This is a genomic window from Streptomyces sp. NPDC034086, from assembly GCF_055575515.1.
In genome coordinates, this window is sequence record NZ_JBVISM010000016.1 from 44,135 (window position 1) to 68,431 (window position 24,297).

The following is a 24,297-nucleotide window of genomic DNA, read 5'->3' on the forward strand; positions in this document are numbered from 1 at the left end:
TTCAAGTAACCAGCGGGCAGGGGAAGCCCGCGGCGGCTCCGCGGGGTTCCCGTCCGGACCCCCGCGGGGCTCAGGCCGCCGCGGCGCGGAACGTACTGGGGCTCAGGCCCTTGTTGCGTTTGAACGCGGCACTGAAGCCGAAGGCGTCGGCATAGCCCACCGACCTGCCGATCTGGGCGATGCTGAGGTCGGTGTCGGTCAGGAGCGACTCGGCCTCGTCCATGCGGCATTCGGTGAGGTAGGCGAGGGGCGGGCGGCCCATCAGCTGGGTGAAGCGCCGGGCGAACAGCGCCCGGGAGACCCCCGAGCGAGCGGCCAGCGACGCGACCGTCCAGGGCTCCGCGGGCCGGTCGTGGAAGGCCTGCAGGGCGGGCGCGAGGACCGGGTCGGCCAGACCCCGGTACCAGCCGGGCGCGTCGGCGCCGGCCCGGTCGAACCAGGTGCGCAGCGTGCACACCAGCGCCCAGTCGAGGAGCCGGTCCATCAGGGCCTGCGAACCGGCCGAGAGCCGGGCGGCGTCGATGGCGGCCGTCTCCAGCAGGGCGCAGACCTCGGCGTCCTCGTGGATCACCAGGACGGGGGGCAGGGCGCGCAGGAGCCGCTCGTGGCGGTGGCCCGAGGCGCGGTACGCGCCCACGATCAGCGTGGTCGCCTCCGCGGCATCGGCGCCCCAGCGGATACCGCCGAGTTCCTGGGCGGTGCACTCGGCGTCCGTGCTGAAGCAGGCGATCTCGTACGCGGCGTGGGAGCCGTGGACGCTGTCGGGGCGGTCCGCGAGACGGAACGGCGCGGATCCGCTGACGATGGCCGTGTCGCCGGTCCCGACCGCCCGCTCGGTGCCGTCGGGCAGCAGCAGGGTGCCCCCGCCGCGCAGCACGCTGATCATGGTGAGCGGTGCGCCGTCGGCGAAGCGGATGCTCCAGGGCGCGGTCAGTACGGCGTGGCTGACGACCGAGCCCTCGGCCCGGATGCCGCTCAGTAAGTAACTCAAGGGATCCACGCGGGAATCGTAGACGATCTCCTATGTTCGGGAGCGTTTCTCCCATGGATCATCCACGCCGCCCCGGCTGTACTGGATCCGTCCCACCGGACCGAAAACGAACCGAACCGAACCGAGCCAGGAGACACCGTGACGCAGCACGGCAGCGATGCCAGGACAGCCCTCGTGGTCGTCGCGCACCACCGCACCGATTCCCTCACCGCGCACACGGCCCGCCGTGCCGCCGCCCGGCTCGAAGCCGCCGGGTACCGCATCGACCTGCTCGACCTGCACGCCGAGGGCTTCGACCCCCGGATGAACACCGCGGACCAGCCGGACTGGGGCGACAGGGAGAAGCGCTACTCCAACGAAGTGCACGCCCATATGCGGCGCATCCTCGACGCCGAGGTCATCGTCGCCGTCTTCCCGGTGTACTGGCTGAGCGTGCCCGCGATCCTCAAGGGGTGGATCGACCGGGTGTGGAACTACGGGTTCGCCTACGGACGCAGCGAGCCCCGCCTCGCCGGCAAGCGCATCCTGTGGCTGGGTCTGGCCGGCGCCACGGCCGACGACCCCGTCGTGGAAGGGATGCACGCCGTCCTCGAGGCCAGTCTGAGCGAGGGCATCGCCGCCTACTGCGGATTCTCGCGTTCCACGGTGGGCCTCCTCACCGGCGCGGAGGAGCGCCCGCAGCGCGTCGACGCCGAAGGCAACCTCCTGATCGGGGCGGCGGTCGCGGGCGCCGAGCGGGAGGCTCAGTACGCCGATCTCGACCGGCGCGCGGGGGAGTTCGTGGAACGGTTCGTCGCCGAGGAGTTCGCGACGGTCTGACCGGCGCGGCCCGCGCCCGTCGGGGCCCGGCGGACGGCCCCGGCCGGGGCCCCGCACGGCGGGGGCGCGGCCGGGACCGGCTCCCGCCGCGGCGGTTCAGCCGATGGCCTTCAGGACCTCGCCCAGGTCGACGAACTTGAAGCCGGTGGCCTCGCGGTCGCCGTCACCGGGGGTCTCCTGGCCGTCCTGGACGACCAGCAGACCGTTGGGGTAGCGCGCGCCCAGGGGTGCGTTCAGGGCGGCGGCCCCGTCGCAGACCTCCGAGCCGTCGAGCGTCGCGGAGGCGCCGGTGACGCGGAAGGCGCCTTCGAACTCGTTGTGGTCGTCGCGTTCGCGGTCGTAGGCGACGAAGGTGTTGTCGCCCTGGCTGGAGGCCAGCAGGTACCCGTCCCCGTCCGCCTCGGTGACCAGGGTGAGGCCCTCGACGTCGGCCGTCAGGCGCTCGCCGCCGTAGCCGGGGTCGGCACCCGGGGTGCACTCCTCGCTCTCCGGGTCGTAGGTGCCGGGAACGCCGTACTCGCGGACCTTGTCGATCAGCTTCGGCGTACCGGTCAGACCGGCGTCGATGCGCCAGATGCCCACGTCCTCCTGCCCGGCGTACAGGGTGCCGTCGGCGGGGTCGACGACCATGCCCTCGACCTGCGGCAGCTCGCCCGGCTCGGCGCAGGGCGCCCAGGAGGCGCCGTTGGGCAGGCGGAAGGAGGCCGGCAGGTCGAGCGTCCGGACCTGCCGGTAGTCGACGGTGCCGGCCGGGGTCGGGAGCAGCTCGAGCTGGGCGATCCGCGTGCGGTTGCGCTGGCTGACCATGGCGTAGGAGCGGCCCGTCCGGCGGTCCGTCCAGGTCGCCAGGCCGTAGGCGGTCTTCTGCTCGTTGATCTCGGCCTGGTCGGCGGAGAAGACCGGGCGCGCGCCGGGGTCCGTGATGTCGGTGAGCGGGCCGCCGGGCCGGTCGCGGTCGATCCGGTAGATCCGCAGCCGGTCGTTGCCGCGGTCGCTGACCACCGCGACGTCGGCGGGGCCGGAAGCCAGACGCAGGCCCTGGACCAGGTCGACGTTGTTGAAGCGGCCGGGCGCGTCGTCGGTGCCCGGCCCCGCCGGGGCGGGGATCGACTGCACCTGGCGCGCGTCCAGGTCGTAGACCCGCAGACCGCCCTGCTTGGCGGTGGCGACGACCAGGCTGCGGCCGGGGTCGGCGGCGTTGCGCCAGATCGCCGGGTCGTCCGCGTTGGCGTCGCCGCCGGCCTCGTCGTCGTACAGCGGAGCGGTCTCGGCCTTCGGCCGGACGCTGCTGATCGAGGAGGCCTGTGCCGGGAGCGCGAAGGAGGCAGCGAGTGCCGTGCAGAGCACGAGCGCGGAGGCGCGAGCTGCCAGACGTATCGTCATGTTTCTTCCTTGATAGGGGTTCGCCCTGGTGAGGGAGACGCTCGCTCGAGCCTTTGTCATGGCCGCGACCGGAAAGTTTCCGGTGGTTGAACACGCAGCGAAACCCCCAGTGGCCCCGGTGTCACCGGCGGCGCCGTCCCGGCCCGCGGACACGACCGGCGGCGGACGGACCTCTGACGAGCGTAGGCTCACGCTCATGATTCTTCGACCGGAAGGGAGTTGACCGGCGGTGATGCCCCCGAGCTGCGCGATCTGCCGTGCGTCCCCCAGGGACCACGACCCCGACACCTTCACGCTCGTGTACTTCCGTGCCGTGGCGCCACCGCTCGGTCACGAGGGGCATCCCGAGAACGCCGTCTGGTTCTGCGAGGACCACGTCCGGTTCACTGAGGGCAAGACGCACCTGAGCGCCGTCCTCGCCATGGTCCACGTGCGCGCCGCGATCCGGCGCGGCGCCCGGAACCCCTGGCCGCTGCCCAGCCTGCCCTGAGCGCTTCGCGCCCCCGGGACGGCACGAGGCCCCCGCCGTGGACCGGCGGGGGCCTCCGCTCTGCTGGGAGACCCGCGAGGCACTGCGTGCCCCGCGGGCGCTACGGGCCCCCGGGTCCCGTACGCCGTCAGCCCGCGACGCGGGCCATCCACGCCTCGACCTCGTCCGCCGAGCGCGGCAGCCCCGCCGAGAGGTTCTCGTGGCCGTCGGCGGTCACCAGCAGGTCGTCCTCGATCCGGACGCCGATGCCGCGCCACTCCTCGGGCACCGTGAGGTCGTCCGGCTGGAAGTACAGGCCCGGCTCGACCGTGAGCACCATCCCCGGCTCCAGCACGCCGTCGACGTACTCCTCGTTGCGCGCCTCGGCACAGTCGTGGACGTCCAGGCCGAGCATGTGCCCGGTACCGGCCATGGTGAAGCGGCGCTGCAGGCCCAGCGCGTGGGCACGGTCCGCCGGGCCCTCGATGAAGCCCCACTCGACGAGCTTCTCCGCCAGGTACCGCTGCGCCGCCACGTGGAAGTCGCGGTAGGCGGCTCCCGGCTTCACGGCGGCCATGCCCGCCTCCTGGGCCTCGTACACCGCCTCGTACACCGTGCGCTGCACGGGCGTGAACGTGCCGCTGACCGGCAGGGTGCGGGTGACGTCGGCGGTGTAGAGGCTGTGCGTCTCCACGCCGGCGTCGAGCAGGAGCAGGTCGCCGGGTCGTACCGGGCCGTCGTTGTCGGTCCAGTGCATGATCGTGGCGTGCTCGCCCGCGGCGCAGATCGAGCCGTAGCCGACGGAGTTGCCCTCCAGCCGGGCGCGGCGGAAGAAGGTGCCCTCGATCCACCGCTCGGAGGACGCCACCGCCCGCGAGAGCTCGCCGACGCAGTCGGTGAAACCGCGCACGGTGGAGTCCACCGCCTTGCGCATCTCCCCGATCTCCCAGGCGTCCTTGACGAGGCGGAGCCCGCTCAGCGCCTCCTCCAGCTCGGCGTCGCGCTCCGGGTCGGTGCTGACGGCGGCCTCCAGCGCCGGGTCGACCCCGCGGACGATTCGGGTGGGAACGCCGGGGGCGGCGGCCAGGTCGCCCGCGGCGGTGCGGACGTCGCGGCAGGACAGCCCGAGCACCCGCTCCGACTCGGACAGGGAGCGGCGGCGGCCCGTCCACAGCTCGGCCGTGTAGCCCAGCCAGAACTCGTCGGTGTCCCGGCCGTCGCGCGGGAGCTGGTAGCAGTACGCGTCGTGACCGCCGTCCGGGCGGGGTTCGAGGACGAGCGCCCCGTCGCGGGCCTGGTCCCCGGTCATGTGGACGTAGCCGGAGTACGGGCGGAACGGGTAGACGTCGTCGTTCGAGCGGGCCTTCAGGTTGCCGGAGGGGATCACCAGCCGCTCGCCGGGGAAGCGCGCGGAGAGCGCGGCGCGGCGGCGCGCCGCGTACGGGGCCTGCTCGTCGAGCGGCAGGCCGTGCCGTTCGGTGTCCGCCCAGCCCGTCTTCATCAGGGCGGACAGTTCCTCGGACACCTCCGAGTAGAGGCCGTTCTTGCGACCCTTCGCCACGTCGTGCACCTGCTTCCGGATGGGTACGGCGTGCCGGGAAACCCCGGCGGCCCCCGGACCGTACTGCGCGACGGCACGCCGGAGAGGACCGTCCGTGCCAATGGCACCGATCGGCCACTCCTGCCCCGTCGTCGTCGATAATGCGGTGCATGGCGAACGCGAAACTCGGCGAGGCCCTGCGGATGCTGGGCATCGGCCCCGCGGCGGGCCGCGTGTACCTGACACTGCTCGAAGCGGCTCCCGCCCCGCTCACCGAGATCGGACGGGCCGCCGGGCTGGACGGTGCCGAGTTCGCCGCGGCCTACGCCGAGCTGGTCGACGCCGGGCTGGCCAGCGCCGCCGGGGAGGGCGCGGACGTGGTGGCGCCGGTCCCTCCCGCCGCCGGCCTGGAGATCCTGGCCAGGCACCGGGCGGCGGAGCTCGAGGGATCACGCATCACCGTGGGCGGCGCGTTCGAGTCGTTCCGCCGCCAGCGGCTCGCCGCGTACAACGACGACCTCGTCGAGGTGGTGACCGGTGACGCCATCGGCCCGAGGATGCGCCACGCCTGGGCCAGCGCCCGCGAGCAGATCCGCCAGCTCGACTCCCCGCCCTACTTCCCGCTGGCCGGAGCCCTCGACGACGCGCTGGCGACCCTCGCCCGCGGCGTGACGCAGCGGGTCGTCTATTCGAAGGCGTCGCTGGAGGTGCCCGGGCAGCTGGAGACGGCCATCGAGCCGTGCATCGAGGCCGGGGAGCAGGCCCGGGTCGCCCCGGCGGTCCCCGTCAAGCTGGTGATCATCGACGAGGCGTACGCGCTGGTGTCGCTGTCGATCAGGGAGGCGGACGTGCACAACACCATGCTGGTGGTCCAGCCGTGCGGCCTGCTCTCCGCACTCCTCGCCCTCTTCGAGCAGACCTGGCGGCAAGCCCTGCCCTTCCACGGCCGCGCCACCCGCCCGGCGGGCCTGCCGCCGTCCGACCGCCGGCTGCTCCGCCTCCTCGCCGGCGGCGCGAGCGACGAGGTCATCGCCCGCGAACTGGGCATCAGCCGCCGCACCTTCTTCCGCCGGCTCCAGGTCCTGATGGCCCGCCTGGGCGCCGAGAACCGCTTCCAGATGGCCCTTCAGGCGCAGCGCAGCGGCTGGCTGTGAGCCGCGGCGTCAGGCGCGGCCGGCGGGGGCGCCACGTACGCGTCGCGGTGCGCGGCGACGCCCCGTGACCTCGGCGGTCCGACGTCACGGGGCGTCCTCGTACCGCCGCCCGTACCGGACGGCCGCCGTACCCGCGGGCCGTACCGGCGGGTGCCGTACCGGTTACCGGCTGAGCGACTTGAGCGACGCGGCGTCGTACGGCTTCAGCTCGTCGAAGCGGTCGCCGAGGACCTTCGCCGCCCACTGCGGGTCCTGGAGCAGGGCCCGGCCGACGGCGACCATGTCGAACTCGTCGCGCTCCATGCGGTCCAGGAGGTTGTCGATGTCGCCGAGTGCCGCGCCCTCGCCCGTGAAGGCGCGGATGAAGTCCCCGTCGAGACCGACCGATCCGACGGTGATGGCCGGCCGGCCGGTGAGCTTCTTGGTCCAGCCCGCCAGGTTCAGGTCCGAGCCCTCGAACTCCGGGATCCAGTAGCGCCGGGTGGAGGCGTGGAACACGTCGACGCCGGCCGCCGCCAGCGGGGTCAGGATCGCCTCCAGCTCCTCGGGGGTCCGTGCGAGCCGGGCGTCGTAGGCCTCCTGCTTCCACTGCGAGTAGCGGAAGATCACCGGGAAGTCGGCCGGGACGCGCTCGCGCACCGCCGCCACGATCTCCGCGGCGAACTTCGTACGGGCGACCGCGTCTCCGCCGTACGCGTCGGTACGGCGGTTGGTCCGCTCCCACAGGAACTGGTCGAGCAGGTAGCCGTGGGCGCCGTGCAGTTCGACGCCGTCGAAGCCGATCCGGACGGCCTGCGCGGCGGCCTCGGCGAACGCGCCGATCACGTCGTCGAGGTCGGCGGGGGTCATCGCCTTGCCGGTTCCCTCCGTGCCGTCCACGCGGATGCCGGAGGGGCCGACGGCGGGCGCGTCCGCGTACGGCGCGTCGCCCTGGTTGCGCACCATGCCGATGTGCCACAGCTGGGGCACGATCGTGCCGCCGGCCCCGTGCACGGCCGCGGCGACGTCCGCCCATGCCGCCAGCTGCTCCTCGCCGTGGAACCGCGGCACCCGGTCGCTCTGCCCGGCGGACTCGTGGCCCACGTACGTTCCCTCGGTGATGACCAGGCCCACGCCGGCGGCGGCGCGGCTGGCGTAGTACGCCCGCACGTCCTCGCCGGGTACGCCGCCGGGGGAGAACATCCGCGTCATCGGCGCCATCGCGATGCGGTTGGGGACGGTCAGACCGTTCAGCGTGAGGGGCCGGGACAGGATCTCGGCCGCGCGGGAGGCGGTGGACGTGGTGACGGTCATGCGGGTCCTCCGGGTTGAGACGGTGGCTCGTCGGGGTGACAACCTGGAGTGCATGGTACACATGCTATGTATCATGCATATTGCCGGGCCGGTGCCGCGTCCGGGTCCCCGGGTCCGCGATAATGAGGCGCCGGAAGGAGCGTGAGGCACGGTGCTGGAGAAACTGGAGCGGGAGCTGATGCTGCTCTCACGGCACCAGGTGCTGGCCCGGCGCGACCGCGACCCCGAACGCCTCGAGCGGTCCGCGTACCTCCTGCTCAGCAGGATCGACACGCAGGGCCCCATGTCCATCGGACAGCTGTCGGAGGCGTTCGGCCTCGACACCTCGACCGTGAACCGCCAGACGGCCGCACTGCTGCGCTGCGGACTGGCCGAGCGGGTCGCGGACCCGGACGGCGGCATGGCCCGCAAGCTGCGCATCACCGCCGAAGGCGGGCGCCGGCTCGCCGCGGACCGCGAGGTCAACCGCTCCTGCCTGGCCCGGGTGGTCGCCGGCTGGTCCCCCGAGGAGATCCAGGAGCTGGAGGACGTCCTGATCCGGCTCAACCGGAGCGCGGAGGCCCTGGAAGGACGGCACTGGCCACGCACCGAGGACGACGGCGCCGCCCCCGCGTGCCACCCGCAGGTCCCGCCCGCATCCGTCCCTCCCGCCCCGTAGGGCACAGGGATCTCCGCCGGCCGCGGGGGAGCGGCGCGCGGTCGCAGACCCACCGGTGCGCGGCGTCCGCGCCGTGCCCGAAGCCGAGCAGGGGACGCCGGCGGCGGCCGGTCAGCCGGGCCGACCGTACGGCGTCGGCGCCACAACAGGGATGTCGGACCCCGGTGTTAGGGTCGCCGCCATGGCAAACCGTTCCTATCTCTACTCTGCCGATTCCCTGCCGACCGGGGACGACATCCCCAAGCCGGTCCGGTGCGTGTCCGAGCACAACTGGGGCATCCCGCTCGCCCACAAACTCATGGCCGGGTACGGCACGACGATCGTCCCCTCCATGATCTGGAGCCCCCGCATCGGCATCGCCGCGGACTACGACCGGGGCGCCGCCCTGCTCCGCGACCTCCTGAACGCGGTCGGCCAAGGACTCGAGGACGACGACGAGTTCGCCGCATGCGTGGAGAAGACCACGGGCCACCTGGAAAACCAGCGTGCGGGGTACTTCCTCCTCGAGACCGGCGAGATGATCTCCCTCACGGACGAGGATCCGGTGGCGGGAGTGGAGCGGCTGGTCTCCGAGGAGATTCCCGCTGCCGTCGCCCGGGCCGAGGCGGCGATCGCCGGCCGGAACGACGACTGGCTCGCCTCCGTCCGCGCCGACTGGGAGGAACACTTCGGGTCCTTCTACAGCCGCGCGCTCTACTACTCCTTCCCCGAATAACCGGTTCCCGGGGCCGGGAGCGGACGCCGGACCGGGGACGGGGTCTGCCCCGACCGGCGCGTCGGCGTCCGGCCCCCTGGGGGCCGCGCCCGGCGCAGGGCCTCCCCGCCCGAGTCGACGGGGCTGCTCAGCTCTTGCGGGCCAACGGCTGCCCGGCGAAGCTCACGCCCTTCAGCCCATGGGCCATGAGGTTGCGGATGTTGCCGTGATCGGTGCCGTTTGGCGTCGCCAGCACATCGCGGTAGTGCTCGCCGAACGCCAGCAGCGCCTCTTCGTCGGTCAGCCCTTCCAGCAGGGCCAGTCCCAGCGTCTTGCAGGAGCCCTCGTTCGTACCCGCGGCGTTCTCCAGTTCCCCGTTGCGGAACGCCTGCGGCTGGTACGCGTAATGCGCGGCGATGAAGGCCAAGGTGTCGGCGAACTCGTGCTCACCCGACGCAAGGCTTGCCCGCAGCGAGTTCAGATCGGCCATGTTCGTTCCCCTGGGGTGGAACGGACGTCCCATTGCCGTCCGTGACCGGACGACGATACCGCTCCGCAGCCGGCCGCCAGGAACCGCTCCACATGCCGGAACGCGCACGCGGGAGGACCGCCGGATCCGCCGCGACCCCGCGGTCCGCGTCCGTGCCCTCGGCAGGCCGGCGGCGCTCTCCGAGCGCCGGCCCCGGAGGCGAGGAGGCGGCCGTCGCCCCGGTCTCACCGCCTTCACCGCCTTCACCGCCTTGCGGGCCGCCGCGGCCTCGGGCGCCGCTTCTCGTACGCCTCCCGGATCCCGCCGGCCAGCCCGAGGAGCATCGCCGCACCGACCGCCACCCCGGCCGCGGTGCGCATGCCCCGGCCGTGGACGTGCCCGGCGGCCCGCGGGGAGACCTTGCCCCGCGGGTCGTGCACCACCGCCAGGGACTCGCCCTCCTCCGCGAGCCGCGAAGGGCTGCTCAGGTGCTCCGGACCACCCGCGGGGCAGTCCAGCCGGTGGCCGTACGAGGTCCGGGTCGTGGAGGTCCAGTGGCCCTGGGCGTCCATGGAGGACTCCGTCTCGGTGCGCTCGGTGACCTTCAGCACGACGCAGCTGATCTCGACGCCACGGTCCTCCAGCGCGAGGTGCCCCACGGCGACGAGCGCCAGCAAGGCGCCGAAACCGGCGGGGACGGCGGACAGCGAGACCAGCGAGGCGCCGCGCCGGGCGGCGACGGCGGCGTGCCAGCCGAGCAGCACCAGCGGCAGGAACAGCCCGCCGAGGACGAACCCCCAGCCGTTCAGCGACCCGTACGCCGCCGCCCGGGCGACCCCGTACGCCAGGGCCGCGGCGAAGGGCGGCACGGCCATCGCCACCGCGGTCCGCCAGAGCCCGCGTGCCCATCCCCCGTGCCAACCCGCCATGCCCGCCCCCCGTGCTCATACGCGTGCACTCCAGGTAACCGCGCGGGCACGGGCCCGTAAAGAGCGCGGCCGGGAACGGGAAGGCGGCGGCCGGCCCCGCCGAAAATCGCTGTCCGGCCACCGGAGCACGGTGATAGACATCCGGCGTGGAAAACAATCTTGAGTTCCCGGACCTGCTGCGACTGATCGACGAACGGTCGACCGCCTTCCGTACCGTGGTCGCCGCCGCGCCCGTTCTCGACGCACCGGTGCCGAGCTGCCCCGGATGGACGCTGTTCGATCTGGTCAAGCACCTGGGCGGGGGAGACCGTTACTGGGCCGCGATCGTCGGAGCGGGGCGTGCCGACGCTCCCCCGGCCGAGGCCGTCGCGGCGCGCGCCGCCCTGGAGGTGCCCCGGGAGCGCGAGGCCCTGCTGGCCTGGCTGGCCGAGTCGACGCGGCTCCTGCTGAGCACCCTGCGCGAGGCGGGACCGGACGCCGGCTGCTGGGCGTGGTGGAGTGGCCTGCAGACGCCGCGGACCTCCGGCGGAGTCGCCCGGCACCGGGTCCAGGAGAGCGCGGTGCACACCTATGACGCCCAGCTCGCCACGGGCGCCCCCCAGCCGCTGCCGGCCGGGGTCGCACTCGACGGCGTCGAGGAGTTCCTGTTCACCTGCGTCGCGACGCCCAGCACCTGGCCGCACAAGCCCACGGCCTTCGACTTCCACACCGCCGAGGGCCGCTCCTGGCGCCTCACGGTCGACGGCGACGGCGCACGCTCCACCCGCATCCCCGCGCCCACTGCCGCGGCCGGCGAGGACCCGGACCCGGCCGGCGCCTCCGTCCACGGCACGGCCAGTGAGCTGGTCCTCTACCTGTACGACCGTATTGCCGCCGAATCCCTGCGCGTTGACGGAGACGCGGGACTGCTCGACCTGCTCCGCGCCTGGGAGCCGGAGGAGTAGAACGGAGCGGCGGCGGTGGGCGGCCACCCGGGGCCTGTCCTCTGCTGCCGTTCCTTCCGCGGGCTCGCCGTGGCGTCCATGGAGGCTCGTGTTCTGTTGGAGACCGCTTGACCGAGGATCGGGATTTCCTTCCATACTTGTCGGCATGGACGAGGCGACGCTCATTGACGAGCAGAAGAAAAAGGACATCGAGGCGATCCGGGAAGTGGTCGCCAAGGTGCAGCATTCTCAGCAGCACGAACTCTGCGACGAATTCCTGAGCCTGTTCCGTGAGGACGCGATTTACACCGCACCACACGGCAGGATCCTGACCGGCATAGCGGAGATCGAGGAGTTCACCCGTCGCGTTCTGCCCGGCGCCATGGAGAACGCCACGGTCACCTATGAGCTGATCGACGTGTTGTTCATCCGCCCGGACGTAGCGGCGGTGAAGCTGAAGGGGCAGCACTACACGTTGGAAGGAAAGCCCGACGGGCACCCCAATTCGCCGCTCTACGTGATGTCCAAAGAAGACGGAAAGTGGCTGCTGACCGCATGTCAGGGCACTTTTCAGCTGTACCCGGAGTTCGACATTCCGAGCCGCATTCCTCCGGCGCCGGAAAGCGTCGAAGCCGGCTGAACGGATTGGACTGGCCGCCCGACCGGCCGCTCCGGCAGCGGGCCCCGGCCGCTTCACGAGGCGCCGGGGCTCAGCCGCGCACCCGCCGCGCCGCGGAGAGGGACTCGTTGCTGCCGTGCCAGGTCCTGCGGTAGCCCTCGCGCAGAGGGCCACCGACGAGGTCGAGAACCTCCGACGCCGCGCCGATCAGGGCCGCGGGATCGCCTGACCCGCACAGGTGGTGGTGTCCGCCGAGAAGGGCGGCCCCGCGCTCGGGGTCGGCTTCCAGCAGGCGGCGGGGCAACCACTTCCCGCCGCCGATCCACGCGTGGTGGTGGTCGCAGAGCAGCTCCGCCGCGGCATTGACCACGTACCCGGCCACGGCCAGCCGCTCGAGGGGGTCACCCGCGTCGCCGAGGTCGTCCAGTGCGTCCGTCAAACCGTAGCGTTTCGTGTCGACGGCCTCCGGTTCCAGCGGGGGCGGGCCCTCGCGCAGGTCCGCTTCGGCCAGGGCGCGGGCACGTCCGGCCGCGCCCTGGGAATCGACCAGAACGACACCGGACGCGTACATGTTCTGCAGGACCGCCCGCCGTGCCGCGACGTCCGCCGCGAAGAGCTCCAGGAGACCGGTGGGGGTGTGGACGAAGAGTTCTACGACGCGCTCCTCGAACCGGATCGTCTCCCGGTAGGTCACTCCGCCGTCCTCGATGAGCACCGCGAGGTCCAGGTCGCTACTGGCGGTGGCTCGTCCCGTGGCAGTGGAGCCGGCGAGGACCGCGGAGAGCGCACCGGGGAATCGGCTGCGGACGAGACGTCGCGCCTGGTCGATCGGGTCTGCACGCATGAGGCGCAGAGTGCCAGGATCCCTGATCGCGGTCGAGTCGATTCTCCGGCCGCCGGGCGGCCCTCCCGGCGGGGTTCGCTGTCGAACGGGCGTACGCGAGGTATCAGGCGCTATGTTTCTGATCTTGAGCAGGACCTCGGGCCGCCCGTACGCGGCAGCCGCCGGGGCCGTGACCGCACACTGGAGGAAACGGCATGATCCGCCTCTCTGCAGCGCCCATGACCTGGGTGGCCACCGGGGACAGCATCACCCAGGCCGTACTGCACACCCACGGCGCGCGGGGCTGGGTCGAACACCTGCAGGAACGCGTCCGATGGGAGCTGGACCGGCTGACCGACATCGTCGTCAACACCGGGGTCTCCGGCTGGCGCGCCGTGGACGTCCTCGGTTCCTACGAGCACCTGATCGGACGCTTCGCCCCCGACGTCCTGTCCATATCGCTCGGAACGAACGACGCACGCGCCGGCCTGGCCGGACTGGACGAGTTCCGGGACGCCATGCGCCGGATCATCGAGCGCACCGATCCGGACACCCAGATCGTCCTTCACACCCCGGTGCTCGTCAGCATCGCCGGCCGCGACGCCCGCGGCACGCTCCCGGCGTACGCGCAGGCCGTACGGGAACTCGCGGAGGAGACCGGCGCACTGCTGGTCGACCACGAGGCGTACTGGAACGCGCACTTCGACGGCGCCGACCCGATCGCCTGGCTCGACGACCCGGCCCATCCCAACGCCGCGGGCCACCTCCAGATGGCCGAGCACACGCTCCGGACCCTGGGCCTGGGCTCCCTGGACCCCCGCACCTGAAGCCGCTCGCCCCGGTCTCCTCGGCGCCCTGCCCAACAGCGACCCGGGCAGCTCCTCCCAGCAGACCGACGCCTCCTGAGGGCTGCCCGGCTCCCCGCGACCGGGCGACGGTGCCGGGCGCTCGGCCTCAGCAGGTGGAGTGAAAGAGGCCGCCCACGGGCCGAGTCTGTACGTCCCCGGGCTGGATTCCGGGGGGTGCCGGGTGCCGTGCTCGGCCCAGTCCCACGCGTGGCCGCCGCCCGGGTAGAGGACGAAGTCCTTCCCCGGCGTGAGCCCTTCGACCTCCATCAGGCCCCACTCCAGGCGGGTGACCCGGGGGGAGGGGGACGAGTTCGTCGGATCGTCAGCGCCGCTCATGTGGGTGATCGTCGCAGGACTACCCGCCCGTCAGGGAGCCCAGGGCAGCCGTACGGCCTCGATCTCCGAGTCGCCGAGGAGGGCCTCGACGAGCGCGGCCGGGCCGGCGACCTTGGTGGACCACAAGTCGTAGTCCGTGCACAGGACCCAGGACCGGTCGCGGGCCCAGAGGTTGGACGGGGTCCAGAACTCCTCCTCGGGGTGGTCGTACAGGGCCTTGGCGTCCGAGAGCCGGCCGGCCCGGACGTGGAGGTTGTCGAAGTCCTCCGCCCTTTGGCCCAGCGGGCTGTAGTAGGCGAGGCAGCGGGTGTCCGGGCCCTGAGGGCTGTGCTCGGTGAGGACCTCGACCAGCCGGTTCCAGTCGGCACGGTCCAGGCTGCCCTCGGACGGACTGGTGATGCCGACCGGCCATCCGCCCGGCTCGCGGAGCGAAGGGAAGGAGCTGCGGCAGGGCAGGTGGCCCTCGGGGGCCACGGGATCTCCGGTCGCCCGGGCGAGCTCTGCCCAGAGCAGCCGGCGGTAGCGCGGTCCGGGGTGCTCGCCCCTGGACGGGGCGAAGGTGTCCGAGGGATCGTCGAACACCTCCGCGGGGTCGAGGCCCGGGATGATCTCGAGGCCGGTGCCGGTGCTGTTCAGGAAGGCCCGCTGGTACTCGACGAACGGCATGTCGAAGGGTCCGAGTTCGTGTGCGTACATGGAGTGGAGCACCCAGGCCGCGTCGGGCAGCGCCGGTGGCATGAACCCGGTGAGCCCGTCGTCGCCGGCCAGCTCCCGCAGCCAGCCGGTCTCGGCGGACGCGGCGAGCGGCCAGCGGGTGGTCGCCAGAGCCTCGGAGGTGTCGTACACCGGCCCAGGATAGGGGCGCCCGGACGCGGCCAACTCCTCCCCGGCGGAGCCAGGGCCGCAACCCCTGGACGTCCCTGCCGGATCCGGGAAGAACCCCGTCGACCGTGGGTCGACGACCTTGGGGCCTGCTTGCCGGCGGGGCATCCGGGCCTGCGGCCGATGCCTCACCCGGGGCGGCGCGGCAGCAGGCGGGGCGCGGCCCGGACCACGGCGGCGGCTGCCAGCCCTACGGCGGCTCCCGCCGCGACGTCGGAGGGGTAGTGCGCGCCGCTGTGGACCCGCTCGATCGACACCAGAACCGCGGGCACGGCGCACGCGGCGGCGGCCCATGGCCAGCCGGGGGCGACGGCGGCAGCGAACGCGACCGCCGCGGCGGTGTGCCCGGAGGGGAAGGAGGAGCTGTCCGGCCGGTCCTCGACGTCCTCGTGCGGGAACCACTCCTTCGGCGGGCGGCGGCGCTCGACGAGTTGCTTCACGACTCCGTTGGACAGCACCTGCGCCACCGCCATCCCCGCCACGCCGGCCGCCGCGGCCCTGCGCCCCCTCCGTGCGCCCCCGGCGGCCATGAGAGCGGCGGCGGCCCACCACAGCTTGGTGTGCTCGGCCGCGTCCTCGACCGGCGGGAGCACGCCGCGCGCCCAGGGCGAATCCCAGGACGCCATGCGCTTGGTCAGCGTGTTCTCGCCCGCTCGCAGCGGTGCCGGAAGCCTCATGGAGTGCACTTTCCCCCACCGGAGCCGCTGAGACCGCTCTCCACCGACAGACACCGACGGACTGGACGGGGCTGGTCGCCTCGCGGCCGGGTCGGGTGGGCACCTGCCGGAAAGGGGGAGGGAGGGCAAGTGCCCACCGCCGCGACGGCCGCGAGCCGCTCACAGGTCCGGCCGCCTCTTCCACCGTAGAACGCGGCTCGGCCGAAGGACACCCGGGAGCTGCGGCCGGGCGGGCCCGGCCGGCCGGGAAACCCCCCTCGAACACGGAGCCGCCGAGCCGCGACGGGGAGGGTTGGGGGCTGAGGGCGCCACCCTGGTGGGCGGCAAGGCCGCCGAGGTGGGCGGCACGGCGAAGGAGCAGGCGGCCCACCTCGTCGGCGAGGCCTCCTCCCAGGCCCGCGGTCTCGCCGCGGACCTGCGCCATCAACTCCAGGGACAGGCGGAGACGCAGACCAGGAGTCTGGCGGACCAGGTGCGCCGGCTCGCGCAGGAGCTGCGGGAGGTGAGCGGGAGCGGCGAGCCCGACTCCACCCCGGCCGGTATGGCCCGGGAGCTGGCCGACGGCGGCAGCCGGGCCGCCGACCGCATCGAGCGGCGCGGGCCCGGCGGGCTGGTCGACGACCTCCAGGAGTTTGCCCGCCGCCGCCCGGGAGCCTTCCTCGCGGGCGGGGCCGTGGCCCGGTTCGTGGCCGGCAGGGCCCGCAAAGGGATCGGCGCGGCCGCCTCCGCCGACTCCGGTACGGGCCACGGCAACGGCAGAGGGCCGGCGGCCCCTAGGAGGGCCGGGACCGATGGAGGTGCTCCTGCGGTCGAACGCGCCGGCCCACCGGCCGGCTACGACGACCTGACTGACACCTACGGCCAGTCACAGCCCCCGCATGTCGTGCCGACACCGCCGTCCCGCCCGCCGGCCGGTGGTGCGCCGCCCCACGGCGGCCCGTCACGCCCGGCGGAAGGGATGTGAAACCGTGGCCACCGCGTACCAGGAACGGCCCACGCGCCACACCCCGCCTCGCCACCAGGCCGCCGAGCCGTCGGTCGGTGAGTGGTCGAGGCGATCGGCCAGGACGTGTCCGGGCTGGTCCGCACCGAGACCGAAATGGCGAAGGCCGAGCCCACGCAGGAGATCACCAAGCCGGGAAAGCGAGCGGACCGCTGGGAGGCGCCGGCTAGGCCGGCCACATGGCGATGCTGTTCGCCGGCCTCACGGTCGTCTTCGGGATGGCCAACGTGATCCACATCGCCTGGGCCGCGCTGATCGTCACCGCATTGCGGGCCGCCGTCGGCGCGGCGCTCTACGTGAGCGGACGTGCGGGCTGGCGCGGTCCACCTCAAGCCCGCACGGACCGTGGAGTCGCTGAAGGAGGATGCGCGATGGGCCCGACACCCGACGAGCTGAGGACCGACGCGGAGTACCGGCGCGCTCACCTGGCGCGCACCGTGGACGCCCTCGCGGACAGGGTGACCCCCCGCAGGACGGCGCAGCGCAAGGTCACTTCCGCGCGCCGCCGCGTCGGCGGCGTGAGGGAGCGTGTGATGGGCACGGCACAGAACACGGCGCACGGCGTCTCCGAAGGGCTGGGCCAGGCCACGGACGTCATCGCGGAGACCGCGAGCGACGTCGGCGGGACCGTGAGCGAGACCCTCCAGCAGGCGCCCGCGCAAGTGAAGCGGCAGCCCCAGGGCAGCCCCCTGGCCGCCGGGCTGATCGCCTTCGGCGCCGGGATGCTCACGGCCGCGCTCCTGCCGGCCTCCGAGGCCGAGGAACGCGCCGGCCGGCACCTGCGGGAGCACTCCGAAGAACTGCTGGAACCCTTCAGGCAGACGGTCGTCGAAGCGGTCCAGGAGGTGAAGGAGGAGATGCAGGCGCCCGCGGCCCAGGCCGTGCAGGCGTGAAGAGCACCGCCCAGGTCGCCGCGGAGACGACCAGGGACCACGCGCGGAGCGCCGGTCAGGAGACGGCACAGCGGCTGCGCCAGGTGGGTCAGGACGCCGCCGAGGAAGTGCGCCGCACCCCCGGCGCCTCCGGCTCCGCTTGAGGCCGCCCTCGGCAGGGACCCCCTGGGGACGACGCGGGCTCGCGGTCTTCTGGCGGGCCCGTCCGCGCGACCCGCGACGGCTGACGGCGCGTACCGAGGTCGTCACGTGCCGAGGACGTCACGTGCCGGGTCAAAGCCGAGACATCGCTGCGGGTGACCAGCACGTCGCGGGGTAGGCGCGCTCCGAATGGGAGAGATCCGGACCTCACGAGTGGAAGAAAGGGTTGGGCTTCCATGAACACCGTCGGACGGCCGGCAGGCCAGGACAGGACCGGGGAATCGGTGGGTGACCTCGTCTCGCGGGCGTCACAGCAGATCTCGGAGCTGGTCCGTGAGGAAATGCAGCTGGCCCGGGCCGAGATGGCCCAGAAGGGCAAACGCTTCGGCGTGGGCGGCGGCCTCTTCGGCGGCGCCGGCCTGGTCGCCGTCCTCGCGGCGCAGGCCCTGGTCGGCGCCGTGATCGCAGCCCTCGCGCTGGCCCTGCCGGTCTGGGCGTCGGCCCTCATCGTCGCCGCCCTGCTGGCAGCCGTAGCCGCGGGGATGGCGGCTGCCGGGAAGAAGCAGATCGCCAAGGCCGGCACCCCCGCGCCCGAGAAGACCATCGACAGCGTCAAGGCCGACGTGGCCGAGATCAAGGAGGCAGCACACCGATGAGCACCCCCTCCCACCCCAACGGCGACAAGGAAGCAGCGCCCACTCCCGAGGAGCTGCGCGAACAGGTCGAGCACACCCGCGAGGAACTGGGGCAGACCGTCGAGGCGCTGGCGGCGAAAGCCGACATCAAGGCCCAGACGAAGGAGAAGACGGCCGAGATCAAGGACCAGGCCGCCCAGAAGGCGGCCCTCGTCACCGACCAGCTCCGGGACAAGGCGACACACGCAGCGCAGCTGGTCAAGGACAAGACCCCCGATCCGGTGGTCGACAAGGCCGCCCACGCGGCCGCCCAGGTACGCGACACCGCGGCACGGGCCGGTCAGCTCGCCAGGGAGAAGACCCCGGACCCGGTCCGCGAGAAGGCCGGCCGCGCCGCGACGATGGCGCGGGCCAACCGCACCCGGCTGCTCGCCGCGGCCGCCGCGCTCGCCCTCCTGCTGCTGCGCCGCAGCCGCAGCCGCCGGCGCCGGTGAGCGGATCCCGGATCGCCTGACCGCGCACCACGGGCCGAACCCCGCGGCCGCCGCCGCGCTGACCACCGCATGCCGCTCACCCGAAGGGGTGCCACCGGGCGGCGGGCGGTCCGGGACCTACAGGGCGCCGGACGCCGCCGCGCACACCCCGGCGGCGTCCGGCGCCCGACCCATGCCGGCCCGACCGGCCCACGGGGCGTACGTCTGGTGATCGCCGCCGCCCGCTCGCCGGCGCGCGGCCGGAGTGCGGCCCCGTCGCGGCCGGGATGGCCGGACCGCACCCCGGTACCGGGCGCCTACCCCGGCCCGGCGGCCGGACATCCGGTTCCATGGCGATTTCGCGATGCGGTGGCAACCTTCCGGGTCCCGGCGGCAACCCCACGGGTGACCACTCCTCCCCACGGAACGGAACCGCCCATGAGTTCGATCCGCCGTACGGCCCGTCATCGCAGACCCAGAAGGGTCCTGGCCTTCGGGGTGCCGCTGATCCTGGCCGTATCGGGCGTGGTGGCCCACGGGTCCGCGTTCGGGCTGGGTGAGAAGGCTGCGGCCGCGGAACCCCCCGCCTGGGCGACCGCCGCCGCCGACGGATTCGCCTCTGTCGACGCGCTCGGGCAGAACGGCACGTACGGCGGCCGCGGGGGCAGGACCGTTACCGTCACGTCGCTCGCCGAGCTCGAGAGGTACGCCACCGCCCCCGAGCCCTACGTCATCGTCGTGTCCGGCACGATCGACATGGCCCCGGTCGGCAAGGAGATCAAGGTCGCTTCACACAAGACGGTCATCGGCTCCGGCACCCGGGGGCACATCGTCGGCGGCGGCTTCTTCCTCGGCCAGGGCGTCCACAACGTGATCATCCGGAACCTGACGATCAGGGACTCCTACCAGGGCCAGTGGAACGACAAGGAGCACGACTTCGACGCCATCCAGATGGACGGCGCCCACCACGTGTGGATCGACCACAACGACCTGCGGCACACCGCCGACGGACTCATCGACGTCCGCAAGGACAGCACGTACGTGACGGTGTCCTGGAACAGGCTGAGCAACGCCAACAAGGCCTTCGGCATCGGGTGGACCGACAACGTCGTCACCGACATCACGGTCCACCACAACTGGATCCGCGAGACGGAGCAGCGCAACCCGTCCACCGACAACGCCGCCCACGCGCACCTCTACAACAACTTCATGGAGGACACCCCGGGCACCGCCGTCACCTCCGCCTACGGCAACTACGCGCGCGGCAGGACGCGGATGCTGCTGGAGAACTCCTACTTCCAGGGCATGGCCAACCCGGTGATCAGGGACTCCACCGCCGCCCTCGTCCAGCGCGGCAACATCTTCTCCGGCACGAGCGGACGCAACGAGAGCGGCGGCACGGCCTTCGACCCCACGGCGTACTACCGCTACACCCCGGACGCCGCCGACAAGGTCCCCGCGCTGGTGAAATCCGGTTCCGGGCCGAGGAGTGCCCTGGGGACGGCGGCCGCGACCGCCGCCCCGGCCACCAGGACGCTCACCGTCGCGCAGGACGGCAGCGGCCGGTACAAGACGGTCCAGGCCGCGGTGGACGCCGTACCCGCCGGCAACGCTTCCCGCGTGGTCATCTCGGTCAAGCCGGGCACGTACCGCGAGACGGTGAACGTGCCGGCCGACAAGCCGCACGTCACCATCCAGGGGTCGGGCCCGAGCCGCAAGGACACGGTGATCGTGTACGGCAACGCGTCCGGGCTGCGCAAGCCCGACGGCTCGGGTACGTACGGCACTCCGGGCAGCGCCACGGTCGCCATCCGGTCGGACGACTCCCAGCTCCGCAACCTCACCGTCTCCAACGACTTCGACGAGGCCGCGCACCAGTCCGTGGACGGCCACCAGGCGGTCGCGCTGCTCACGGCCGCGGACAGGATCGTGCTGGACGCGATCATCGTCACCGGCGACCAGGACACCCTGGAACTGGAAACCGCGGCCAAGGACAAGCCCGGCCGCGTCTACGTCACCAACTCCTCCATCGTGGGCAACGTCGACTTCGTCTTCGGCCGCGCCACCGCGGTGATCGACCAGTCGGTCATCACCCTCAAGAAGCGCTGGAACGGCACCTCGGCCGGTTACATCACCGCCCCGAGCACCCCGGCGGGCCGCAACGGCATCCTCGTCAACCGGTCCACCGTCAACGGTGACGTGGCCGCGTCCTCCTTCCATCTCGGCCGGAACTGGCACCCGGGCGGCGACGCCGCCGTCGACCCGCAGGCCACCTTCCGCGACTGCACCCTCAGCGCCGCGATCAAGCACGCGCCCTGGACCGACATGGGCGGCTTCTCCTGGAAGGACGACCGCTTCGCCGAGTACATGAACGTCGGCCCGGGCGCCGGCCCCAAGAGCACCGACCGGCCACACCTGAGCGATGCCCAGGCCGCGTCCCAGGAGGTCTCGGACTGGCTGGGCGGCTGGACCCCGTAGCAGGGGAGGAGAGGGCCGGGAGCGACGCCGCCGCGTGGCTCCCGGCCCCCGGCCCCCCGTCAGCCCGTCGCGCCCGCCGCCGGGCGGAAGGTGCCGGTGACGGTGTACCGCTGTCCCGTCGCCGAGGCGGCCGTCGCCGCGTAGGCATCGCCGGCCACGGGCCGCGCGCCCGGGGCGTGGTTGTACTGGACGGCGAAGACGTGCTGCCCCGCGGGGACGGTCCGGCCGGGCTTGAGCGTCCACCGGTAGAGGAGGACGCCGCCCTCATCCGTGCTGGTCAGGGTGAAGTCGCCCTCAGGCAGGGTCCGCCAGGCGCCGGTGGAGGCCACGCCTCCCGTCTGGGCGACGCGGACCTCCAGCGTCAGCGCCGCCAGGGGCGCACCGGTGTGGAGGGTGATGGTGCTCTGGGACCAGTAGGGATTGGGCTGCGCATCGACGGCGCCCTCGGAGCGCAGCGGCCCGTCCTGGGTACCCCGCGGTGCGGACGGCGTGGAAGGGGCGGAGGAGGGGGACGCGGGCGCCGGCGCCGTGGGCGTCGTGGCGGCCGCCCGGCCGGTGCCCTCCGTGGGGAAGGCGGGGGCGAGCGCGTATCCGCCCACCACGAGCGCTGCCGTGGAGGCCAGGGTGGCGAGGGTGACGCGCGGCCAGGACAGGGGCCGGTCCGCACGCCGGTCGGGCACGGTACGGGACGTGCCGAGCCGGACCCGCTCCAGCATCCGGTCGCGGTCGGGAGTGTGGGCCGCCGCCGCGTCCCGCAGCCGGCGCTTCAGGTCCTCCATCAGTTCCTCGTTCCGGTCAGTTCCTCGGCGGCCTGCGCGCCGAGGAGGCGCTGCAGTTCGGCCATGGCCTTGGAGGTCTGGCTCTTCACCGTACCGACGGACGTCCCGAGCGCGAGGGCGGTGTCCTTCTCCGACAGGTCCAGCGCGTGGCGCAGCACGACGCAGGCACGCTTGCGGAACGGCAGGCGCGCCAGCGCCCGGCGCACGTCCATCACCGCGTCCACGTCGGGATGCTGCGCGCGGAGGGGAAGGGCCGTCCAGAAGAGGTGGACGCGGCGCCGTTCGCGGGTGAGGGCGCGGATGCGGGCCCGGGCCATGTTGGTGACCACGCCCCGGGCGTAGGCCACCGGATGGTCGGCCCGCCGCACGCGGTCCCAGCGGTGCCAGAGCGCGACGAAGGCGTCGGCGGCCAGGTCGTCGGCGCTGTCCGCCTCACCGGTGAGCAGGTAGGCCAGGCGGGCCAGTTCGGCGTGGTGCCGCTCGAAGAAGTCGTGGAACTCCGCGGACGTGTCGTCCAGGGTCATGGCGGAGTCTCCCTCAGGTCTGTCCTCGCTGCTGCCCGAGTCCGTGCCGGTGTCCGTGCCCGCCCGTCGGAGGGACGGTGAGCATACCAACCGGCCGGTCAGCACGGTCCCGGCGGGGCGCAGCGGTGCTCGCGTCGGCGGCGGCTGCTCGCCGGGGTGCCCGGGCGGGGCGAGCGCACCCGCCCGGGCACCGGTGTGGTGGATCACTTCAGGACGCCCGCGCCGGCACTGCGGGCGAGGGACGCGGGCAGTTCCGCGGCGGACGGTTCCAGCCCCTTGGCGAGGGCGGGCTTCCAGGTGACGGCGGGCTGGATCTTCTTCTTGTTCACGGCGTTGTGGGCGGCGACGAGGTCGGTGACCGAGCCGTTGACCATGTTCCCGCTGCCCGCGAACGCGCCCGTGCCGTCACCCGACAGGAGCTGCGAGACCTTGCGGTCGGAGGAGAGGGTCCAGTGGTTGTTCTGCGCCACGATCTGGGCGCCGGCCCGCGCGTTCACGCTGTAGCTGTGGGTGTAGCCGTTGCGCGGGGTGGTGTCGAAGTGGTTGTTGTAGAGGTGGATCTGTCCGACCCGGGCGAGCGGTGCGCGCTGCACGATGCCCTGGAAGACGTTGTGGTGGAGCGTGACCCGCAGCTTCGTGTCCTTGTCGCTGCTGCCGATGAGCATGGTCTTGTCGTGGTCGGCGAACCGGTTGTACGAGACGGTGACCAGGTCCGATGCGTTGGTGATGTCGAGGGCGCCGTCGTGGACCTGGTACTCGCGGCCGAAGTGGCGGGGGTTCGAGGCGTCGTAGCGGGGGCCGTCGGTGAACGAGTTGTGGTCGGCCCACACATGGGTCGCACCCCGCAGGGTGACGGCGTCGTACGCGGAGTTCCAGTTGCCCTCGGAGCCGTCCGTGGGGTCCCACTGGGGGAAGCAGTCGCGGGTGTCGGCGAAGGTCAGGTTGCGGATGATGACGTTGTCCGCCTTCTGCACCTGGAGGCTGCCCCCGTTGATGCCCGCGTCGGTGCCGGGCACGCCGATCACGGTGGTGTTCGACGGCACGGCGATGCCCACCCGCTCGGCCTGCTTCGCCTGCGCTGCCGCCCGCGCGGACTCCTGGGCGCCGGACGGCACCTTGGACCGCCCCCATACCGCGGGGTCGTAGGCCTTGAGATAGGCGGCGAGCGTGTACCCGGTTCCCTTCGCATAGTCGGCGCAGGTCAACGGACGCCCCTGATCGTCGGTGTTGGCGTCGATCCGGCCCTTCACCCGGATGATCCTGGGGGCGCCGGCCGGGCCCGCGCGGAGCGCCTTGACCAGTTCGGCCCGTGTGGTGACGGTGACGTCGTGCGCGGCGTCGGCGGCCTGCCCGCCGGTGGTGCCGGAGCCGCTCGACGCCCAGCCGTCCTGGGAGGCCAGGCGGTCGTGCGCGAGGTCGACGGCTCCGGCGTCGGCGCGCGTGGCGAACGGCAGGACGCCGAGTCCCGCCGCGGCGACGAGTCCCGTGGTGACCAGGACGAGACGGCGGCGGGCGGGGAGACGGCGGTGGGAGGAAGTCGGCATCGGTAAGTGGTCCTCGTACGGAGTGGGAGCGGAATTCTGCTCTGACCTCGTCCAGTTGCCGCCGCCCCCCACCGGGGTTGCCGGGAAGGCCGAAGAAGTGGTGCGACGTACGTCACAAGGCCGCGGCCGCACGACGGACGGACGCCCGGGGGATCGCGAAAACCAGAGGCGGCCGCCCCGGATCCGCCGTCCCGGCGTGGGCGACGCCGGGGGTGAGGGACGAGGACGCCCGCGCGGTGTCGGGAGCCGCTGACCGACGGCCCGGGCGAGCCGAACGACCTGGACCCGCCCGGCCGGCTGCGGCTCTCCAGCGGCGATCG

Annotated in this window: 26 protein-coding genes; 14 read left to right on the top strand and 12 right to left on the bottom strand. The window is 73.0% G+C overall.

The window, feature by feature from the left end:
- Window positions 1-70 precede the first annotated feature (70 nt).
- Entirely contained in the window at window positions 71-1,000 is a 930-nt protein-coding gene (locus ACZ514_RS27470; RefSeq protein WP_468700819.1) for an AraC family transcriptional regulator, read from the bottom strand.
- 129 nt (window positions 1,001-1,129) lie between these two features.
- Here ACZ514_RS27470 and ACZ514_RS27475 point away from each other — a divergent pair, with 129 nt between their 5' ends.
- A complete protein-coding gene (locus ACZ514_RS27475) occupies window positions 1,130-1,810 on the top strand; it encodes an NAD(P)H oxidoreductase (RefSeq protein WP_469125905.1) in 681 nt (226 codons plus the stop codon).
- A gap of 96 nt (window positions 1,811-1,906) precedes the next feature.
- Here the strand turns inward: ACZ514_RS27475 and ACZ514_RS27480 are convergent, their stop codons facing one another.
- On the bottom strand, window positions 1,907-3,193 hold the full coding sequence (locus ACZ514_RS27480) for a phytase (protein ID WP_469125906.1): 1,287 nt from the start codon (window positions 3,191-3,193) through the stop codon (window positions 1,907-1,909).
- A gap of 229 nt (window positions 3,194-3,422) precedes the next feature.
- Here ACZ514_RS27480 and ACZ514_RS27485 point away from each other — a divergent pair, with 229 nt between their 5' ends.
- Entirely contained in the window at window positions 3,423-3,683 is a 261-nt protein-coding gene (locus ACZ514_RS27485; protein WP_469125907.1) for a hypothetical protein, read from the top strand.
- Between the two features lie 127 nt (window positions 3,684-3,810).
- On the opposite strand, the gene ACZ514_RS27490 is transcribed toward ACZ514_RS27485, so the two are convergent.
- Window positions 3,811-5,223 carry an aminopeptidase P family protein gene (locus ACZ514_RS27490; RefSeq protein ID WP_468700811.1) on the bottom strand — a complete coding sequence of 471 codons (1,413 nt, stop codon included), beginning with the start codon at window positions 5,221-5,223 and terminating at the stop codon, window positions 3,811-3,813.
- 149 nt (window positions 5,224-5,372) lie between these two features.
- Between ACZ514_RS27490 and ACZ514_RS27495 the strand changes: the two genes are divergently transcribed.
- A complete protein-coding gene (locus ACZ514_RS27495) occupies window positions 5,373-6,356 on the top strand; it encodes a LuxR family transcriptional regulator (protein ID WP_468164675.1) in 984 nt (327 codons plus the stop codon).
- A 162-nt stretch (window positions 6,357-6,518) separates the two neighbouring features.
- On the opposite strand, the gene ACZ514_RS27500 is transcribed toward ACZ514_RS27495, so the two are convergent.
- A complete protein-coding gene (locus tag ACZ514_RS27500; RefSeq protein ID WP_468700807.1) occupies window positions 6,519-7,649 on the bottom strand; it encodes an NADH:flavin oxidoreductase in 1,131 nt (376 codons plus the stop codon).
- Window positions 7,650-7,827: 178 nt separating this feature from the next.
- On the opposite strand from ACZ514_RS27500, the gene ACZ514_RS27505 reads away from it, so the two are divergent.
- Together ACZ514_RS27505 and ACZ514_RS27510 are read left to right on the top strand one after the other, a co-directional pair.
- Window positions 7,828-8,307, top strand: coding sequence for a MarR family winged helix-turn-helix transcriptional regulator (locus ACZ514_RS27505; RefSeq protein ID WP_468165353.1), 480 nt, complete (start codon window positions 7,828-7,830; stop codon window positions 8,305-8,307).
- A 181-nt stretch (window positions 8,308-8,488) separates the two neighbouring features.
- Window positions 8,489-9,022 (top strand): DUF7822 domain-containing protein, encoded by a 534-nt coding sequence (locus ACZ514_RS27510; RefSeq protein WP_469125908.1) that lies wholly within the window; start codon window positions 8,489-8,491, stop codon window positions 9,020-9,022.
- Between the two features lie 127 nt (window positions 9,023-9,149).
- Here ACZ514_RS27510 and ACZ514_RS27515 read toward each other — a convergent pair whose 3' ends face one another.
- Together ACZ514_RS27515 and ACZ514_RS27520 are read right to left on the bottom strand one after the other, a co-directional pair.
- Window positions 9,150-9,491 carry a HopJ type III effector protein gene (locus ACZ514_RS27515; protein ID WP_468164669.1) on the bottom strand — a complete coding sequence of 114 codons (342 nt, stop codon included), beginning with the start codon at window positions 9,489-9,491 and terminating at the stop codon, window positions 9,150-9,152.
- A 242-nt stretch (window positions 9,492-9,733) separates the two neighbouring features.
- Window positions 9,734-10,399 carry a hypothetical protein gene (locus ACZ514_RS27520; RefSeq protein WP_469125909.1) on the bottom strand — a complete coding sequence of 222 codons (666 nt, stop codon included), beginning with the start codon at window positions 10,397-10,399 and terminating at the stop codon, window positions 9,734-9,736.
- A gap of 146 nt (window positions 10,400-10,545) precedes the next feature.
- Here ACZ514_RS27520 and ACZ514_RS27525 point away from each other — a divergent pair, with 146 nt between their 5' ends.
- Complete coding sequence (locus tag ACZ514_RS27525; RefSeq protein ID WP_469125910.1) at window positions 10,546-11,343, top strand: maleylpyruvate isomerase family mycothiol-dependent enzyme; 798 nt, start codon at window positions 10,546-10,548, stop codon at window positions 11,341-11,343.
- A 145-nt stretch (window positions 11,344-11,488) separates the two neighbouring features.
- The gene (locus ACZ514_RS27530) at window positions 11,489-11,962 is read left to right on the top strand and encodes an SgcJ/EcaC family oxidoreductase (protein ID WP_468700802.1); all 474 of its coding nucleotides are present in this window, start codon (window positions 11,489-11,491) and stop codon (window positions 11,960-11,962) included.
- Between the two features lie 70 nt (window positions 11,963-12,032).
- Here the strand turns inward: ACZ514_RS27530 and ACZ514_RS27535 are convergent, their stop codons facing one another.
- A complete protein-coding gene (locus ACZ514_RS27535; protein ID WP_469125911.1) occupies window positions 12,033-12,785 on the bottom strand; it encodes a nucleotidyltransferase domain-containing protein in 753 nt (250 codons plus the stop codon).
- A 194-nt stretch (window positions 12,786-12,979) separates the two neighbouring features.
- On the opposite strand from ACZ514_RS27535, the gene ACZ514_RS27540 reads away from it, so the two are divergent.
- Complete coding sequence (locus ACZ514_RS27540; RefSeq protein ID WP_469125912.1) at window positions 12,980-13,591, top strand: SGNH/GDSL hydrolase family protein; 612 nt, start codon at window positions 12,980-12,982, stop codon at window positions 13,589-13,591.
- A 387-nt stretch (window positions 13,592-13,978) separates the two neighbouring features.
- Here ACZ514_RS27540 and ACZ514_RS27545 read toward each other — a convergent pair whose 3' ends face one another.
- Window positions 13,979-14,794: a hypothetical protein gene (locus ACZ514_RS27545; RefSeq protein WP_469125913.1), complete on the bottom strand. Its 816-nt coding sequence runs from the start codon at window positions 14,792-14,794 to the stop codon at window positions 13,979-13,981.
- 164 nt (window positions 14,795-14,958) lie between these two features.
- The gene (locus tag ACZ514_RS27550; RefSeq protein WP_469125914.1) at window positions 14,959-15,507 is read right to left on the bottom strand and encodes a phosphatase PAP2 family protein; all 549 of its coding nucleotides are present in this window, start codon (window positions 15,505-15,507) and stop codon (window positions 14,959-14,961) included.
- Window positions 15,508-15,799: 292 nt separating this feature from the next.
- Between ACZ514_RS27550 and ACZ514_RS27555 the strand changes: the two genes are divergently transcribed.
- The 6 genes from ACZ514_RS27555 to ACZ514_RS27580 all read left to right on the top strand — a co-directional run bounded on the left by ACZ514_RS27555 (window position 15,800) and on the right by ACZ514_RS27580 (window position 21,130).
- The gene (locus ACZ514_RS27555; protein ID WP_469125915.1) at window positions 15,800-16,471 is read left to right on the top strand and encodes a hypothetical protein; all 672 of its coding nucleotides are present in this window, start codon (window positions 15,800-15,802) and stop codon (window positions 16,469-16,471) included.
- A 218-nt stretch (window positions 16,472-16,689) separates the two neighbouring features.
- Entirely contained in the window at window positions 16,690-17,403 is a 714-nt protein-coding gene (locus ACZ514_RS27560) for a DUF3618 domain-containing protein (RefSeq protein ID WP_469125916.1), read from the top strand.
- Window positions 17,400-17,546 (top strand): hypothetical protein, encoded by a 147-nt coding sequence (locus ACZ514_RS27565; RefSeq protein ID WP_469125917.1) that lies wholly within the window; start codon window positions 17,400-17,402, stop codon window positions 17,544-17,546. The genes ACZ514_RS27560 and ACZ514_RS27565 overlap by 4 nt, the downstream gene beginning before the upstream one ends.
- Window positions 17,547-17,780: 234 nt before the next feature.
- Entirely contained in the window at window positions 17,781-18,200 is a 420-nt protein-coding gene (locus ACZ514_RS27570) for a phage holin family protein (protein WP_468164646.1), read from the top strand.
- On the top strand, window positions 18,197-18,673 hold the full coding sequence (locus ACZ514_RS27575; RefSeq protein ID WP_468700784.1) for a DUF3618 domain-containing protein: 477 nt from the start codon (window positions 18,197-18,199) through the stop codon (window positions 18,671-18,673). Before ACZ514_RS27570 ends, ACZ514_RS27575 begins: the two co-directional genes overlap by 4 nt.
- Window positions 18,674-19,090: 417 nt before the next feature.
- Complete coding sequence (locus ACZ514_RS27580) at window positions 19,091-21,130, top strand: pectinesterase family protein (protein WP_469125918.1); 2,040 nt, start codon at window positions 19,091-19,093, stop codon at window positions 21,128-21,130.
- A 59-nt stretch (window positions 21,131-21,189) separates the two neighbouring features.
- On the opposite strand, the gene ACZ514_RS27585 is transcribed toward ACZ514_RS27580, so the two are convergent.
- From ACZ514_RS27585 to ACZ514_RS27595, 3 genes are all read right to left on the bottom strand, one after another.
- Window positions 21,190-21,909 (bottom strand): hypothetical protein, encoded by a 720-nt coding sequence (locus ACZ514_RS27585; RefSeq protein ID WP_469125919.1) that lies wholly within the window; start codon window positions 21,907-21,909, stop codon window positions 21,190-21,192.
- The gene (locus tag ACZ514_RS27590) at window positions 21,909-22,433 is read right to left on the bottom strand and encodes a SigE family RNA polymerase sigma factor (RefSeq protein WP_468700781.1); all 525 of its coding nucleotides are present in this window, start codon (window positions 22,431-22,433) and stop codon (window positions 21,909-21,911) included. The genes ACZ514_RS27585 and ACZ514_RS27590 overlap by 1 nt, the downstream gene beginning before the upstream one ends.
- A 203-nt stretch (window positions 22,434-22,636) precedes the next feature.
- Window positions 22,637-23,977 (bottom strand): pectate lyase family protein, encoded by a 1,341-nt coding sequence (locus tag ACZ514_RS27595; RefSeq protein WP_468700779.1) that lies wholly within the window; start codon window positions 23,975-23,977, stop codon window positions 22,637-22,639.
- Window positions 23,978-24,297 lie beyond the last annotated feature (320 nt).

Excerpts from the sequence above, each read along its gene's own strand:
- ACZ514_RS27480 (WP_469125906.1), bottom strand. The coding sequence starts at position 3,193 with ATGACGATACGTCTGGCAGCTCGCGCCTCCGCGCTCGTGCTCTGCACG.
- ACZ514_RS27495 (WP_468164675.1), top strand. The coding sequence starts at position 5,373 with ATGGCGAACGCGAAACTCGGCGAGGCCCTGCGGATGCTGGGCATCGGC.
- ACZ514_RS27500 (WP_468700807.1), bottom strand. The coding sequence starts at position 7,649 with ATGACCGTCACCACGTCCACCGCCTCCCGCGCGGCCGAGATCCTGTCC.
- ACZ514_RS27505 (WP_468165353.1), top strand. The coding sequence starts at position 7,828 with ATGCTGCTCTCACGGCACCAGGTGCTGGCCCGGCGCGACCGCGACCCC.
- ACZ514_RS27510 (WP_469125908.1), top strand. The coding sequence starts at position 8,489 with ATGGCAAACCGTTCCTATCTCTACTCTGCCGATTCCCTGCCGACCGGG.
- ACZ514_RS27515 (WP_468164669.1), bottom strand. The coding sequence starts at position 9,491 with ATGGCCGATCTGAACTCGCTGCGGGCAAGCCTTGCGTCGGGTGAGCAC.
- ACZ514_RS27520 (WP_469125909.1), bottom strand. The coding sequence starts at position 10,399 with ATGGCGGGTTGGCACGGGGGATGGGCACGCGGGCTCTGGCGGACCGCG.
- ACZ514_RS27530 (WP_468700802.1), top strand. The coding sequence starts at position 11,489 with ATGGACGAGGCGACGCTCATTGACGAGCAGAAGAAAAAGGACATCGAG.
- ACZ514_RS27535 (WP_469125911.1), bottom strand. The coding sequence starts at position 12,785 with ATGCGTGCAGACCCGATCGACCAGGCGCGACGTCTCGTCCGCAGCCGA.
- ACZ514_RS27540 (WP_469125912.1), top strand. The coding sequence starts at position 12,980 with ATGATCCGCCTCTCTGCAGCGCCCATGACCTGGGTGGCCACCGGGGAC.
- ACZ514_RS27550 (WP_469125914.1), bottom strand. The coding sequence starts at position 15,507 with ATGAGGCTTCCGGCACCGCTGCGAGCGGGCGAGAACACGCTGACCAAG.
- ACZ514_RS27560 (WP_469125916.1), top strand. The coding sequence starts at position 16,690 with ATGGCGATGCTGTTCGCCGGCCTCACGGTCGTCTTCGGGATGGCCAAC.
- ACZ514_RS27570 (WP_468164646.1), top strand. The coding sequence starts at position 17,781 with ATGAACACCGTCGGACGGCCGGCAGGCCAGGACAGGACCGGGGAATCG.
- ACZ514_RS27575 (WP_468700784.1), top strand. The coding sequence starts at position 18,197 with ATGAGCACCCCCTCCCACCCCAACGGCGACAAGGAAGCAGCGCCCACT.
- ACZ514_RS27580 (WP_469125918.1), top strand. The coding sequence starts at position 19,091 with ATGAGTTCGATCCGCCGTACGGCCCGTCATCGCAGACCCAGAAGGGTC.
- ACZ514_RS27585 (WP_469125919.1), bottom strand. The coding sequence starts at position 21,909 with ATGGAGGACCTGAAGCGCCGGCTGCGGGACGCGGCGGCGGCCCACACT.
- ACZ514_RS27590 (WP_468700781.1), bottom strand. The coding sequence starts at position 22,433 with ATGACCCTGGACGACACGTCCGCGGAGTTCCACGACTTCTTCGAGCGG.
- ACZ514_RS27595 (WP_468700779.1), bottom strand. The coding sequence starts at position 23,977 with ATGCCGACTTCCTCCCACCGCCGTCTCCCCGCCCGCCGCCGTCTCGTC.